This window comes from Pseudomonas sp. MIL9, assembly GCF_016887925.1.
GTDB classification, from domain to species: Bacteria; Pseudomonadota; Gammaproteobacteria; order Pseudomonadales; family Pseudomonadaceae; genus Aquipseudomonas; species Aquipseudomonas mohnii.
Genome location: NZ_JAFEHE010000004.1, coordinates 134,782 through 148,120, shown reverse-complemented (window position 1 = coordinate 148,120; position 13,339 = coordinate 134,782). Strand labels below are relative to the sequence as shown.

13 protein-coding genes and 1 pseudogene are annotated in these 13,339 nt (G+C 59.2%); all 14 read right to left on the bottom strand.

The features are described from left to right. Window positions 1-29: 29 nt before the first annotated feature. Window positions 30-181: pseudogene (locus JQF37_RS05195) on the bottom strand (UDP-glucose 6-dehydrogenase); the annotation flags it as partial. A gap of 6 nt (window positions 182-187) precedes the next feature. Beyond that, the gene (locus tag JQF37_RS05190; RefSeq protein ID WP_130203850.1) at window positions 188-880 is read right to left on the bottom strand and encodes an RNA polymerase sigma factor FliA; all 693 of its coding nucleotides are present in this window, start codon (window positions 878-880) and stop codon (window positions 188-190) included. Between the two features lie 179 nt (window positions 881-1,059). Next, the gene (locus tag JQF37_RS05185; protein WP_206770291.1) at window positions 1,060-1,572 is read right to left on the bottom strand and encodes a hypothetical protein; all 513 of its coding nucleotides are present in this window, start codon (window positions 1,570-1,572) and stop codon (window positions 1,060-1,062) included. After that, window positions 1,569-3,869 carry a flagellar biosynthesis protein FlhF gene (flhF, locus tag JQF37_RS05180; protein ID WP_204149561.1) on the bottom strand — a complete coding sequence of 767 codons (2,301 nt, stop codon included), beginning with the start codon at window positions 3,867-3,869 and terminating at the stop codon, window positions 1,569-1,571. Before flhF ends, JQF37_RS05185 begins: the two co-directional genes overlap by 4 nt. After that, entirely contained in the window at window positions 3,866-5,959 is a 2,094-nt protein-coding gene (gene flhA / locus JQF37_RS05175) for a flagellar biosynthesis protein FlhA (RefSeq protein WP_130203852.1), read from the bottom strand. The genes flhF and flhA overlap by 4 nt, the downstream gene beginning before the upstream one ends. Beyond that, a complete protein-coding gene (gene flhB, locus JQF37_RS05170) occupies window positions 5,956-7,125 on the bottom strand; it encodes a flagellar biosynthesis protein FlhB (protein WP_130203853.1) in 1,170 nt (389 codons plus the stop codon). Before flhB ends, flhA begins: the two co-directional genes overlap by 4 nt. Window positions 7,126-7,228: 103 nt before the next feature. Beyond that, window positions 7,229-8,131, bottom strand: coding sequence for a flagellar motor protein MotB (motB, locus tag JQF37_RS05165; RefSeq protein ID WP_130203854.1), 903 nt, complete (start codon window positions 8,129-8,131; stop codon window positions 7,229-7,231). Window positions 8,132-8,133: 2 nt separating this feature from the next. Then, window positions 8,134-9,006: a flagellar motor stator protein MotA gene (gene motA, locus JQF37_RS05160; RefSeq protein WP_130203855.1), complete on the bottom strand. Its 873-nt coding sequence runs from the start codon at window positions 9,004-9,006 to the stop codon at window positions 8,134-8,136. A gap of 177 nt (window positions 9,007-9,183) precedes the next feature. Beyond that, window positions 9,184-9,750, bottom strand: a complete 567-nt coding sequence (gene flhC, locus JQF37_RS05155; RefSeq protein ID WP_130203856.1) for a flagellar transcriptional regulator FlhC — start codon at window positions 9,748-9,750, stop codon at window positions 9,184-9,186. Between the two features lie 3 nt (window positions 9,751-9,753). Next, complete coding sequence (gene flhD, locus JQF37_RS05150; protein ID WP_130203857.1) at window positions 9,754-10,089, bottom strand: flagellar transcriptional regulator FlhD; 336 nt, start codon at window positions 10,087-10,089, stop codon at window positions 9,754-9,756. Between the two features lie 333 nt (window positions 10,090-10,422). Beyond that, complete coding sequence (locus JQF37_RS05145) at window positions 10,423-10,794, bottom strand: flagellar protein FliT (RefSeq protein ID WP_130203858.1); 372 nt, start codon at window positions 10,792-10,794, stop codon at window positions 10,423-10,425. A 2-nt stretch (window positions 10,795-10,796) separates the two neighbouring features. Beyond that, on the bottom strand, window positions 10,797-11,198 hold the full coding sequence (fliS, locus tag JQF37_RS05140) for a flagellar export chaperone FliS (protein WP_130203859.1): 402 nt from the start codon (window positions 11,196-11,198) through the stop codon (window positions 10,797-10,799). 24 nt (window positions 11,199-11,222) lie between these two features. Further along, on the bottom strand, window positions 11,223-12,632 hold the full coding sequence (fliD, locus tag JQF37_RS05135; RefSeq protein WP_130203860.1) for a flagellar filament capping protein FliD: 1,410 nt from the start codon (window positions 12,630-12,632) through the stop codon (window positions 11,223-11,225). Between the two features lie 192 nt (window positions 12,633-12,824). Then, window positions 12,825-13,145 (bottom strand): flagellar hook-basal body complex protein FliE, encoded by a 321-nt coding sequence (gene fliE / locus JQF37_RS05130; RefSeq protein WP_130203861.1) that lies wholly within the window; start codon window positions 13,143-13,145, stop codon window positions 12,825-12,827. Window positions 13,146-13,339: the final 194 nt, after the last annotated feature.

The window sequence follows — 13,339 nt, the reverse complement described above, 5'->3', positions numbered from 1 at the left end:
CGCGTTCGCGGGTTGGGACGCGCGGGGCTCAGGCCCGGCTCGTGAATCGGTATTTCACCGTCCTGCAGCCGTTCGATGCGTGCGGGCCGATGTCCATGCACATCACTTGATGGCCGACATCGGCAAGGCACGCGCTTGCCACAAGCCCCTCATACCCGGAACCGAACACAGTGATTTTCACGTGTCGTTATTCCGTCATGCTGGCGCGCAGCCGGGCAATGGCCTGGCTGTGCAACTGACAGGCGCGTGACTCGCTGACTTCCAGCACCAGGCCAATCTCGCGCAGGTTGAGTTTTTCATGATGACACAGCGCGAGCAGCAGTCTTTCCCGCGCTGGAAGGGCGTCAATGGCGCGCATGAGTTGGGCTCGGTTGCGATCATTGACCAGTTCGGCAAAGGGGGTGAGGTGCCGGGAACTGATCGCATCGATATGCTCTTCGCCCACATCGTCGATGGGCAACATTTGACTACCATTAGTGTCGCTGAGCACTTGATGGTATTCAGCGAGCGTCAATCCCATCGCTGAAGCGACTTCGCGCTCTTTGGCGGGTCGGCCCAGGCTTTGCTCCACGCGATGCATGGCATCCTCCAGCGCACGTGCGTTGCGTCGCACGCTGCGGGGTACCCAGTCGCGGGTGCGCAGTTCGTCGATCATTGCGCCGCGAATACGTTGCGAGGCGAAGGTTCCGAACGTGGCCCCCACGCTAAAGTCATAGCGAGACATGGCGTCGAGCAAGCCGATGCTGCCGGCCTGAATCAAATCGTCCAGCTCGATATTGGCTGGCAGCCGGGTTTTCAGACCCAGTGCTTGCCGCCGGACCAAGGGTAGGTACTGCTGGAGCACTTCCTGCTGGTTTATCTTGCCCTGTGCCGTATACATCGTGCGCGCCTGCGAAAGACAGAAAATGGCGATGAGGCATCCGCACAGTTGGAAGCCGCGTGACGCCTGGAGTCGTATGGCGAGGATTATTACTGCACCCCCGAGCCCCTTAAGCGCGGAACAGCCATGCGCTACACGACATGTTCCCCGCTTAGATGCAGTAGCCAATGACGAAGGCCTCAGTCACTGATTTCATCAATGAGCAACAACCGAACGCCCAGATAACGGTGGGCCGCCTCTCGCAGGTTGTTGAGCAGGCCCTGCCGGGGAAAACCGGCGTGCAGCGCCAGCACGTGGTCGGGACCGCCTTGTTCGCTGAGCTGGCACAAGGTCTGGAAGGCTCGGCGGAAGGCGTCAAGGTCGCTGTCGATCCATAGCCCCCAGCGCGGTTGTTGGCGAGTCAGGGCTTGCAGATTCCGGTGCTTGTTATCCACGAGCAGCAGGCGCCAGCGGGCGGGGTGGCCGATCCATTGATGGCCTTGCCGATGCCAGCGCTCCAGGGTCTCATGCGCCGGGCCTGCCGCCTGCGTTGGGCCGAACAGGATCAGTGTGCGATCCGGCGCGGGCGACGATAACGGGGCGGCTTGGTGGGCGGTGGCGTTGGGATTCGCCTTGTTTTTTTCGGCCCAACGGCGCAGGCCGGCGGCCTGATCCAGTGTGTCCACCGCCGGTCGGGTGTCCGGATCGTTCATGGGAAGGCGCTGTGCCGAGCGCTGCCCATGCGTGTAAAGGCATCGCTGACGGTCAGCAGGTGCAGCAACCCTTCAAGAATCCCCGATGCATTGCCGGCTCTCTTTTCAGGCGACAGCCCTAGCAGTTGCGCGCGAGCCTGGAAGGCCCAGTCATCGCTGGCATTGGTCAGTCGTACGGCGGTCGCGGCCAGTCCGCTCGCCAGGTATAAGCGCAGTTCGGCATGCAGGTGCGGCTGAATGTCCGCCAATAGCGCCCAGCCATGCCCGGTGAGCTTTGCCAGTTCATCGTGTTTCAACTGCAGGATGAGATCGGCCACCTGATCCTTCAAGACGCCTTGTGTGTTTTCCCCTGCCAGCCATCTGCGTTGCCCCAGGCACTGGCCGCTGTGGCTGTCTTGCAGCGTACCGAACCAGGCACGCAGGGGGGCTTGAGTCGATCCCTTGAGCGTGACCGACAGATGACTCAGGTTCAGACGCACGTTGCGGTTGCGGTATCGCAGTTCACGAACGCCGAAGTCTTCGCTGTGTGTGTTCAGTGTGCCGAGGCGCCGATGTTCGCCCTGGTACATGACGCGCTGGCTGCCCTTGACTGCACTCTGCCACGGCTGTCCGTTGTCATGCAGCGCATCGAGGGTGGCGCCGCTCGGACAGGTTGCCCACACATGACGGTGTGCCGGCCAGCGTGGCTGGCACCAACTCAGTCGTGGCTGGGGGCCAATCGGCATGCGATGCGTCAGCCAGGGGCGGGCCTTCAATTGACCGGCGCTGTCCACCGTCAACAAGGGCATGTTCCATGAGGCTCCGGACGCCGGGCGCGGCGCTCCCCACAACAGCAGACCGTTCGGACTGGCCGGCGTCCAGCGCTCTTGCACATTCAGGAACGCTGACCAAAGCCGGTGTTGCTCCGCTTGGGGCATGCCCACCAATGGCCAGGCATCGAGCAACTGCTCAAAGCCCTCGATCCGATGGATCAGACTGTCGCGCAGGGTCGAAATCGTCCGGCTCTGACCCAGTAAACTGCGCACCAGCGCATCCAGTCGCTGGGCCGTCGAGGTCCTCGGTTTTGCGGCAAACAGGGAAGGGCGGGAGATATCCAGTGCCTGCTGCAGGAAGGTCGAGGCTGCGGGGAGCTGCAAGTCTTCAGGGACTTGCTGACCGACGGACAGGTAGTTCAGCCGAAGCCCGTGACGAATCACGGTATCCAGTGCCGGGCCCAGCCGTGCGGCTTCATCGCATTTGCTGATGATGCAGTTATCCAGTGGGCAGCCGGCCGCCTGCGCGGCGTCACGATAGGTCTGCGCCACTTCTTCCAGGGTGTCGCCGTGGCTGGCCGCGTTGATTACCAGCATCAGGCGCAACGCTCGGCCGCTGGAGCCCAATTGGTTGATTTGCGTCAGCAGGCGTTGGTCACGCTGGCTCATGCCCACGGTGTCGATGATCACCAGTCGCTTGTCCGCCAGTTTGGCCAGCAACGGGCTGAGCGCCGCCGCAGGCCCCAGGGTGTGCAGGTCGACACCCAGCAGTTGGGCATAGATTTTCAGCTGTTCATGGGCGCCGATACGGAAACTGTCGGTGGTGATCAGGGCGACCTGACTGGCGCCATGACGCATGACATAACGCTCCGCCAGTTTGGCGGTGGTGGTGGTTTTGCCTACCCCGGTCGGCCCCACCAGGGCAATGATGCTTGCGTGGTCGAACAGCTCGGCATCGTCACCAAGCTGGTTCAATTGGCTGTCCAGTTTTTGCGCCAGCCAGGCTTGCAACCTTGCAGGTGTGGCATCAGGCCCTTGGAGTTGGGGGGGGATCGTGCCGAGCAATTCCTCGCTCAGACGTGCGCTGAAACCTGCATCGAGCAGCCATCGGATCAGTTGAGGTCGACCACTCTGGTCGCTGACTGCCCGTTCTGCCTGGCGATCGATTAGCTGGCGCATGTCCTGAATTTCGCTCAGCAGACGTTCACTCAACGCGGTGAAATCCAGGGTGGTTGCGGGCGTCGGGTGCGCCGCAACCGGCGTATCGATGGGCTCGGGGTGTGTTGAAAATGGGCTGGTCTGGTGGGCGTAAGCGGCCGCGGCATGGTGAAGGCTGATTGGCACCGGGCCGTCGTCTGACTCCGTCGGGGTGGCAATACGCAGTGGCGTAAAAGCGTGCGCGGGTGTTTCTTCAGCCAGCGCCATGATCTCGACGCCTTCGTCAGTCATGCGACTCGACAGGATCAACGCCTCCTCACCCAGGGCCAGACGCACCTGATTCATGGCCTCGCGACTGTTGGCACCGATAAATCGTTGAGCACTCACTTGGGTGTTCCTCCGATCACGTTAATCATTCGAAGTGTGCGGTCATCCGGTACTTCGCTGAGGGAAATCACCGTCAACTGACGCAGACGTCGTCGCAAGAACCGTGACAGCACCGGACGCAGCTTGTTCGGCACCACCAACACGGGCGGCTCGGTGCTGACTTCCTGGCGTTTAAGGGCCAGTGAGGTTTGTTGCATCAGGTTGTCCGCCAGGCTGGGCTCCAGCGAGCCGCCATTGCCGACCGCCTGCATCAGCACCTGTTCAAGGTTGAAGTCCAGCCCGATGACTTTCAGTTCGGGCTTGTTGGCAAACAACTGATTGACGATCGAACGCCCCAGGGCGATGCGCACCACGGCCGTCAGTTCCTGAACATCGGGTGGCTGTTGCGCGCCGCCGTGTTCGGCCAGGGCATCGAGAATGGTGCGCATGTCGCGGATCGAGACGTTTTCTTCCAGCAAGTTCTGCAGCACACGTTGCAATACCGTCAGCGACACCATCTTGGGCACGACTTCGTCGATCAGCCCCTTACTGTCGGGACCGAGCTTGTCCAGAAGCTTCTGGACTTCACCGCGGCCCAGCATGTCTTTGGCGTGCTGATGCAATAGATGGTTGAGGTGGGTGGCTGTCACGGTGCTGGCGTCGACCACGGTGTAGCCATAAATCTGTCCGTGCTCACGCAGGCTCGGCTCGATCCAGATGGCCGGTAAACCAAACGCCGGATCCACCGCTTCTGTGCCCTCAAGCACATTGGTGACCTTGCCGGGATTGATGGCCAGCCACTTGCCGGGAAAGACTTCGCCACGTCCGATCTCGACGCCTTTGAGGCTGATGATGTAGGTGTTGGGAGATAATTCCAGCTTGTCACGCACATGCACCACGGGCGGTAGAAAGCCCACGTCCTGGGCGAACTTTTTGCGCAGGCTTTTGATGCGGGTGATCAGTTCGCCTTGCTGGCGCGCATCCACCAGTTGAATCAGTCGGTGGCCGACGCGCAAGCTCAGCGTATCCACCAGGTGCACATCGTCCCAGGAGGCTTCGGAGCTTTGTGACGCCGATTTGGGCAGCAAGGTCTGGGTGGAGCTTTCTTGCGGCAGCTCCTCCTGTTTTGTGAACCACCAGCCCAGCCCGCCCAGCAGTCCGGTGAGAATCAGAAACACCAGGTTCGGCATGCCCGGTACCAGCCCGAGCAAACCCATCACGCCCGCCGTCATCATCAGCACCTTGGGCCGACTGAACAGCTGGCCCATCATCTGTTGGCCGACGTCTTGTTCGGTATTGACCCTCGACACCGTGACACCGGCGGCAATCGAGATCACCAGGCCAGGAATCTGCGCCACCAGACCGTCGCCGATGGTCAGCATGGTGTACGTGTGGGCGGCGTCGGCGAAGGCCATGTCGTGTTGCAGGATGCCGATGGCCAGGCCGCCAATGATGCAGACGCCCATGATGACCAACCCGGCCACGGCGTCGCCTCGCACGAACTTGCTCGCACCGTCCATGGAGCCGAAGAAATCGGCTTCCTGGGCGACTTCCTTGCGGCGTTGGCGGGCTTGCGGTTCGCCGATCAGGCCCGCGTTCAGGTCGGCATCGATCGCCATCTGCTTGCCGGGCATCGAGTCCAGCGTAAAGCGCGCGCCGACTTCGGCGATTCGTCCGGCACCCTTGGTGATCACCATGAAGTTGATGGTCACCAGAATCAGGAACAGCGCCAGACCCACGGCAAAGTTACCGCCCACCAGAAACTCGCCGAAGGCCTCGATGACCTTCCCGGCGGCGTCGGGGCCGGTGTGGCCCTCCATCAGAATCACCCGCGTCGAGGCCACGTTGAGTGACAGACGCAGCAAGGTGGTAAACAGCAGCACCGAGGGAAACGCCGAGAAGTCCAGTGGCTTTTCCGTGAGCATGCTGACCATCAACACCATGATCGCCAGCGCGATGTTGAAGGTGAACAGCAAGTCCAGAATAAACGTCGGCAGCGGCAGGATCATCATCGAGAGGATGAGAACGATCAGCGCAGGCCCGGTCATGATCTTCAGGTCGGTTCTGGCCAGCCAGGAGTCAGGGCCGAGTAAATCGGTCATTCCTTTCATTCGTTCTGTTCATCCTCAGGTTTAGCGTTACGCGGGCCACGCTGGTCCATGCCTGGCGGCACGGACAGGTTCACCGGGGTCGGTGGCACGTCACCGCCATGCTCACTCACGCGCTTGAGACGTATGGCCCAGGCCACGACTTCGGCGACAACGGTGTACAGCTCAACGGGAATTTCACGGTCGAGATCGACGTGGAAGTAAAGGGCACGGGCCAGCGGCGGAGCTTCCAGCACGGGCAAGTGATGTTCCCGTGCAATGTCGCGAATACGCAGAGCTACATCATCGGCCCCTTTGGCGACCACTCGTGGTGCGCCGTTCCGATCCTTCTGATAAGACAGGGCAACGGCAAAATGGCTCGGGTTGGTGACGATGACGTCGGCCTTGGGCACCTTGCTCATCATGCGTCGCCGGGCGCGTGCCTGTTGCAGTTGACGAATCCGCGCCTTGATACGCGGGTCGCCATCAGCGTTTTTGTGTTCCTGGCGCTGTTCTTCCTTGGACATGCGAAGGTTCTTCGCGTAGGTCCACAACTGATAAGGCGCGTCCATGCCGACCACGATAATCAGGACGGCCACGCACATTGCGCAGGACTTGGCGGTCAACCCCATGACCGCTGTCAGGGCTTGCTGCGCCGGCATTTGCGGCAAGACCAGCAACTGGCCGATGTGTGCTTTGAGAAAGAAATAGACCACCGTACCGATCAGCGTTGCCTTGGCGATGGCTTTCGCCAGCTCAACCAGCACCTGCACGGAAAAGAGCCGTGCCAGCCCATTGATGGGGTTAACCCTTGAAAACTGCGGACGCACGGCCGACAGGGTGATCACCAATCCGCCCAGTAACGTCGGGGCGGCCAGGGCCGCGAGCGTCATCAGGGCGAAGAATGGGATCAAGGCGAACAGCGCGATCTGGCTCAATGACCAGAGCCCACTGAGCATGCGTGCCGTGTCGAACAGTTGTGCCCGGTCGAACAGCAACGCCTGCTCCATGACTTGTCCCAGGCTGTCATACAGCTTGCCACGCATGATCCACAGCCCTCCGATGCCGGCCAGCAACATGACGAAGGTGTTCATTTCACGAGAACGGGCGACCTGACCCTGTTCACGGGCCTTCTCTATTCGTCGCGGCGTCGCCGCTTCGGTCTTGTCCTCTCTGCTGGTCTCGGCCATGGCTCTCCGGGCGCCTGCGGCGACCCGCGCGACATGTCAAAGGTCGTCATTGTGCGCAGCAGCCAAGAGCACTGATCGTGGAAACACCACGCACAATCGAGCGTTAATGTCGGGTTTGTTCCGCCGGTTTGCTTGTGGAGGGCTCGGGAGTCGTCGGCTCCGGCACTTCCAATGGGCCGTATTCGTCCTGAGACAGAATTTTCTGCGCGACGCGGCTGTCCAGAACAATGATTTCGATCCTCCGGTTGGCGGCGTCATAGGGGCCGGCGCCATGGAAGCGAATGCGATCGGACATGCCTGAGACACGCAATAGCTTGTCCGGGTCCAGGCCGCCGGCGACCAGTTCCTGGCGAGAGGCTTTGGCACGATCGGCGGACAAGTCCCAGTTGTTGTAGCCCGTCTCGCCGCCTGGGTACGGGTGGCTGTCGGTATGCCCGCTGATTTGAATGCGATTGGGCAGTTCGTTGAGCACCGGCGCGAGGGTCCTGAGCAGTTTTCGTAAATACGGCGCGACATTGGCGCTGCCCAGTTCGAACATCGGGCGTTTGTCGGTGTCGAGCAATTGCACGCGCAAACCTTCCGGGCTCAGCTCAATGGCGATCTGTTGCTTGAGCTCCCTCAGTTGTGGATCGCGCTCCACCGCGCTTTCCAGCCGGTGCTTGAGCGACTCCAGATGACGACGCTCCTCGCTGGACAGGCGTTGTGGGCGTTGATCCCTTCGGGCTCGCTCACCTTCAGAGAAGCGTTGGTCCGGGCCTCCGCCGGGAATGGCGCTGGTGCTTGCCGAGTTGCGATCCCCTTTGCTCATGGCGACCAGCAATGGCGTACTGAAGTATTCGGCAATCGCGTCCTTATCGCTTTTGCTGGCGTTGGACAGTACCCACAACACCAGAAACAGCGCCATGAGCGCGGTCATGAAGTCGGCGAAGGCAATTTTCCATGCGCCGCCATGGTGCCCGTGAGCGGCCTTTTTCTTGCGCCGTATGATGATCGGTTGATCATTCATGCTCATTCGAGCCCGGGTTGGCTGCTACCGCCACGCACATGGCTTTCCAGCTCCAGCGCGCCGGGTCTCTCGCTGGTGTGCAGGGCCTTGCGACCGAACTCCACCGCTAATTGTGGAGGCATGCCTTGCACGCTCGCCAGCAACGTGACGCGGATACACTGCAGCATCTTGGCCGATTCGGCGGCCTGTCGATCGATACGACTGGCCAATGGCGCAACCAGGCCGTAGGCCAGGTAGATCCCGAGAAAGGTCCCGACAAGGGCATGGGCAATCATCTGGCCCATCAAATCCGGACCGACATCAACCGCACTCAGGGCTTTGACCACCCCCATGACGGCCGCGACGATACCGAAGGCCGGCAAGGCATCACTGACTTTGTACAGGGCGTCGGCGGGCAAATGGGCTTCGTGTTCGAACTCTTCGATTTCGTGCAGCATCAGCTCGTCGAGTTCATGGGCCTGCATCGCACTACTGACCAGCAAGCGCAGGTAATCGGTAATGAAATGGATGATCATCGGGTCGGACACCAGCCGTGGATGCTGGGCAAAAATCGGGCTTTGGTCGGGCTTGTCAATATCCCGTTCCAGGGACAGCATGCCTTCACGTCGTGCTTTGCTCAGCAAGGCGTACATCATTGCCATCAGTTCCAGGTACAACGTTTTGTCGTACTTGGCGCTGCGCTTGAATCGCGAGATCGCGTTGAGCGTGGCCCTGATCGTCTTGCCATTATTCGCGGCGATGAACGCACCGATGCCAGCCCCTCCAATCATCAGCAGTTCGGTCGGTTGATACAGTGGGCCGAGGCTGCCACCGGACAGGACGAAGCCACCGAACACCGACAAAAGTACAACGATAAGCCCTAATGCGATGAGCACGTGGTCGTTCCTTAAATTTAAGAAATAGATGACCTGCTGGATATCGGCAGGCCTATCGAAAACTTGAAGTTATTTTTTTTGGGGGTGAGCGGCTGGGGTGAAAAGAGGCAAGCCCGATCCGTCGGGCTTACCTGCTCTTTTTGCGTGGGGTGAGGGGGGCGCGACGCTGTGATCGTTTCAAGCCTTGCGTACGTGCGGCAGACTGTCGAGTAGCAGGGCGTCGAAGTCTCGGCGTTTCAGGGTTTTGCCGGCGCGCGAAGGTGGCTGGCAAATGCCGCATACATAGTGCTGCGTTGGTGCATGAGAATGGGCGACGAACTCGCCGGAGCAGCACTCGCAACGGATCAGCTCAAGCATGTCGCTTTCAAAAAAGCGTACGAGGGTCCAGGCTCGGGTAAGGCCGAGTACCAATTCCCCTTCTTGATCGGCCACCTGCTCCAGGTACAGGCGATAGGCTTTGACGAAAGCATCGATCCGGTGTCCGCCGATTTCGATCATGCTGCGATACATGCCGTAAAACAGGGATGAGTGAATGTTCGGTAGCCATGTCACGAACCAGTCGGTGGAGAAGGGCAGCATGCCCTTGGGTGGGGAGGCTCCTCTAACTTCTTTATACAGACGGATCAGTCGGCCCCGGCTGAGCGAGGTCTCGGTTTCCAGTACCTGCAGTCGCGCACCCAGTTCAATCAGTTCGATCGCCAGTTGCACCTGCTGCATTTCGGTAACCAGGCTTTTTTCTGACATGGATCAGCCTTCCCCGGTTCGCATGTCGCCTGAACGATCGGCGGCGGCCATCAGCAGTGCAGAATGAATTTCCACCATGCCCAGTTCGCGAGAGTTGCCCAGGACCTTGGACAGGCGGTCTGTCTCTTCGAAAACGGGGCGGCAAATCAATTGATTGACCCGGGCTAGCTGGGTCATTTGCTTGCTGCTCAGTTTGGTTAGCAGGTCCGCCATTTTTTCGCTGAGTTTCAGGCGAAAAATGGCGATCTCCCGATCTTTGCGCAGCAGGTTTTGGGCCAGTAATAAATAGGAAAGATTCAGATCCTGGATGTCTTCTAGTTCAGCGTTGGTATTTGGCAACTTCTACCCTCCCGATGGGTACTACAGTTCGGTGCGCCTTGGCGGCGTGACCTCTGGCAGACAGGTGCTGCAAATCGACAAGTACAAAAAATGGGTGCTGTTGCTTTGCAGGCAGGCACCCTGTCATATCTTTTTTATTCGGTTATTCACACGCTCGACCGTCCACTCGCAGGTCGTGAATACCGGCTTTTTAATTTTTTCTAAAGTATCAATTGAAACGTACGATAACCGACTGAGGCAGACTATTTGTTGTCTGTTGTCAGGCGTCTTTTTGCACCTCAAAGATAATTTCACATCAATGTGTCGTGACTTGGTACGGCTTGTACAAGGCTGTTATTTTTTTCGATACAAATAGCGGTCGATGGGTATCACGCTGTTGGTCGATGCGCGGTAAGCCGTATTCAGATCGCTCTTTCGACGATTGATTTGCATGAGCTCACCCAAGTCATTCTGACGGGCATGCAAGAACGAATTGACCTGTTCTTCCAGCATCAGGATTTGGCTGATGAGTTCAAACTTGTGTTGCCGGCCGGCATCGTCAAGTTCGACTTGATCTTCGGCGCGGCGCAAGTAGTTGGCATCGATCAGCCCTTGGGACTTTAAGGTGAAGATGCCGTTCCAGTCGGATTTTTCTGCACATTCGAGTAGGCGTTGTGATTGTTTGAGTAGTTGTTCATAAGCGGCGATCAATTGTGCTTGCATCATGTCTACCGCTCTTCCTCAATGTGCGAACCAATGGCTAGCCAGGCTGCGGCGACAGGTTCCAGCAGATCGGCGGCAGTCGTGAGCGCAGTCTCGTCATTGTTGAGATTTGCCCTTAGCAGCACACGAACAACGTAGTCGTAGAGCTGGTCAAGTTGCACGGCAACGTCGCCCCCTCGTTCGAGATCCAGCGAGGCGCGCAACCCCTTACTGACAATATTGATTGCCTTGGTAATGGCCTTGCCTTTTTCGGCGATGTTGCCGGTCTGCAGGTGCAGGCGAGCGATACGAATCGATGCCTGGTAACTGTCGAACAGCATCACGATCCTTTGGTGAGGAGAGGCCGCCCAAATGCCGCTTTCTACGCCCACCCTGGCATAAGCATTCGCGTCTCGAATGGAACTCATCTAATTTGCTCCGCAGTAGGGTCGTCAATCATCGCTGTTAAGTGCATCAAACTGGGTCGTCAGATAATCGGCCGTCGAGTTCAGCTCGGATATCAAGGTATCAAGTTGGGTGAATTCGTCGGTCCAGCGTGCCATCTCGGAGTCGATCAGCGCCTGCTTCTCTACATAGCGCTCCTCCAGTTGCTCCAGTTTGGATTCCAGGCTGTCGGTTTTAGCGACGATCAAGCCGTCATCTTCGTCCAGGTAGTTGTCCAGGTCGGTCGACATCTGGGTAATAAAGCCTGTGGTGTCATCGGTGCCGATAAAGAATTCCGAAACAGCATCAATGTTGTCTTCGAGCGCGGTCGTCAGCGTGTCTTCGTCAATCGACAAGGTGCCATCGACTTCCAGGGAAATCCCCAGCTGCGAGAGGTAGCTATACGTCCCGCTGCCGATAGCGCTGTAGAGATCACTGCTCAATTCACTGCTGATTCGGCGGGTGGTCGAGTCTCCCAGCAACTCGCCTGCCGTATCCGTATCCGCGTCATAGGCGGTCAAGTCATCCACGGTCGTGACGTAATCGTTGTACGCATCGACGAACGTGGTAATGGCATCGAGGATGGCGTCGGTGTCCTGGGTAATCGTCAGAGTTTGCGAGCTGCCGGTTGTGGACAGGCTCAGGGTGACCCCTTCCAGGGCATCTTCGACGGTGTTGCTTTGGCTCGAAATAGAGATGCCGTTGATCGTGAGTTTTGCGTCCAGGGCTTCGACTGTTTCGGTCATGTTGCCTGTCGAGCCGTCGTAGCCAAACAGGCTCGACGCTTCATCGGTGCTGTCCGTGCCGGTGTAGGTCACGGTCATTTCCGATTCGGTGCCGGTGCTGTCGGATGTCAGCACCAGGCGGTACGGGGTGTCGCTGCCGTCACTGACGATCGAGGCGGTCACGCCGGCATCGGCCGCGTTGATTGCGTCGCGGATACCTTCCAGCGTGTTGTTGCTGCTGTCGAGGGTGATCGATACCGCCTCTTTTGTACCCACTTGCAGGGTCAGTGTGCCGGTGCCCAGCGCGGTGGTCTTGTCGGCGATGCCATCGGTGGTGAGGCTTTGTGCCTGGGCCAGTTGTGTCACTTCCAGCTGGTAGGTGCCGGCTTCGGCTTCGCTGGTGGTTGCCGCCGTCACGCCGGTGCCGGACAAGGTCGTGGTCAACGACTTGTAAAGGCTCTCATCGGCCAGGGCTTCAACCGCTGATTGCAGGGTGGTCAGGGCACTCGTCAACGTACCGTAGGCCGATATTTCGGCCTCCACCGAGTCCTCTTGTGCGGTGATCGGGTCCAGCAGGCTGGTCTCTTTCGAGTCTTCCAGACTTTCCAGAATGCTGTCCAGATCCAGCCCGGAGCCAACGCCCAGGGAGGTAACGGTTGCGGTCGAGCTGCTGGAGGTGGTGGTCGTTGTCATGTGGGGGCCTGTCTTGGTGAGTGCCTGGCCTTGCTCGTTGAGCAAGGTGTTGTGTTCACACTCAAAGGAGTGCGTTTGAACGCAACATCGGCAACGGGCAAACCCGTCTTTAGGGCTTGATCGCGTTTTTCAACGATCTCATCAGCAAGGCTGCCGAGCGCCGTGCCACGAAGCCCGCCGGGCTCCGCGACTTCAGACCTGCATGGCCATCACGTCTTTGTAGGCCGTGAGCAGGCGATTGCGCACTTGCACACCCATCTGGAAGGCAATGCTGGCTTTCTGTGAGTCGGCCATCACATCGCTGAGCGAAACCGCGGCACTGCCTGCCTGGAAGGCGTTGGATTGGTTGCTGGCGGCTTGTTGCAATTGGTTGATGCGCTGCAGCGAAACCTGCAATTCACCGGCGAAACCACTGGCGGGCCCGCTGCTGACGTTATGCATATTCGCGCCTTCGGCCTGCTCGGCGAGGAGCGTCAGTTGTTGCAAGGCATTGGTGAGGGCGGACGAATTCATGGCGCAAGACCTGTATGCAGCGATTAGGCCAGCAGATTACCAAGCCTGCCGGTCCGCACATTCGCTCAATTGACCACAAAACCGGCGGCTTTTCCGGCCTTTAGCTTCCGCCATTTTCGCCAGAATGAAGTCCTGCCGGCCGTCCCGATTCGCTGCGGTACCCCTGGGTGCTGCCTGAAACAGGAGGCTGATCG

What these genes read in the sequence shown, in the direction of transcription:
- JQF37_RS05190 (WP_130203850.1), bottom strand. Translation starts at nt 880, where the DNA reads ATGTATACGGCACAGGGCAAGATAAACCAGCAGGAAGTGCTCCAGCAG.
- JQF37_RS05185 (WP_206770291.1), bottom strand. Translation starts at nt 1,572, where the DNA reads ATGAACGATCCGGACACCCGACCGGCGGTGGACACACTGGATCAGGCC.
- flhA (WP_130203852.1), bottom strand. Translation starts at nt 5,959, where the DNA reads ATGAAAGGAATGACCGATTTACTCGGCCCTGACTCCTGGCTGGCCAGA.
- flhB (WP_130203853.1), bottom strand. Translation starts at nt 7,125, where the DNA reads ATGGCCGAGACCAGCAGAGAGGACAAGACCGAAGCGGCGACGCCGCGA.
- motB (WP_130203854.1), bottom strand. Translation starts at nt 8,131, where the DNA reads ATGAATGATCAACCGATCATCATACGGCGCAAGAAAAAGGCCGCTCAC.
- flhC (WP_130203856.1), bottom strand. Translation starts at nt 9,750, where the DNA reads ATGTCAGAAAAAAGCCTGGTTACCGAAATGCAGCAGGTGCAACTGGCG.
- JQF37_RS05145 (WP_130203858.1), bottom strand. Translation starts at nt 10,794, where the DNA reads ATGATGCAAGCACAATTGATCGCCGCTTATGAACAACTACTCAAACAA.
- fliS (WP_130203859.1), bottom strand. Translation starts at nt 11,198, where the DNA reads ATGAGTTCCATTCGAGACGCGAATGCTTATGCCAGGGTGGGCGTAGAA.
- fliD (WP_130203860.1), bottom strand. Translation starts at nt 12,632, where the DNA reads ATGACAACGACCACCACCTCCAGCAGCTCGACCGCAACCGTTACCTCC.
- fliE (WP_130203861.1), bottom strand. Translation starts at nt 13,145, where the DNA reads ATGAATTCGTCCGCCCTCACCAATGCCTTGCAACAACTGACGCTCCTC.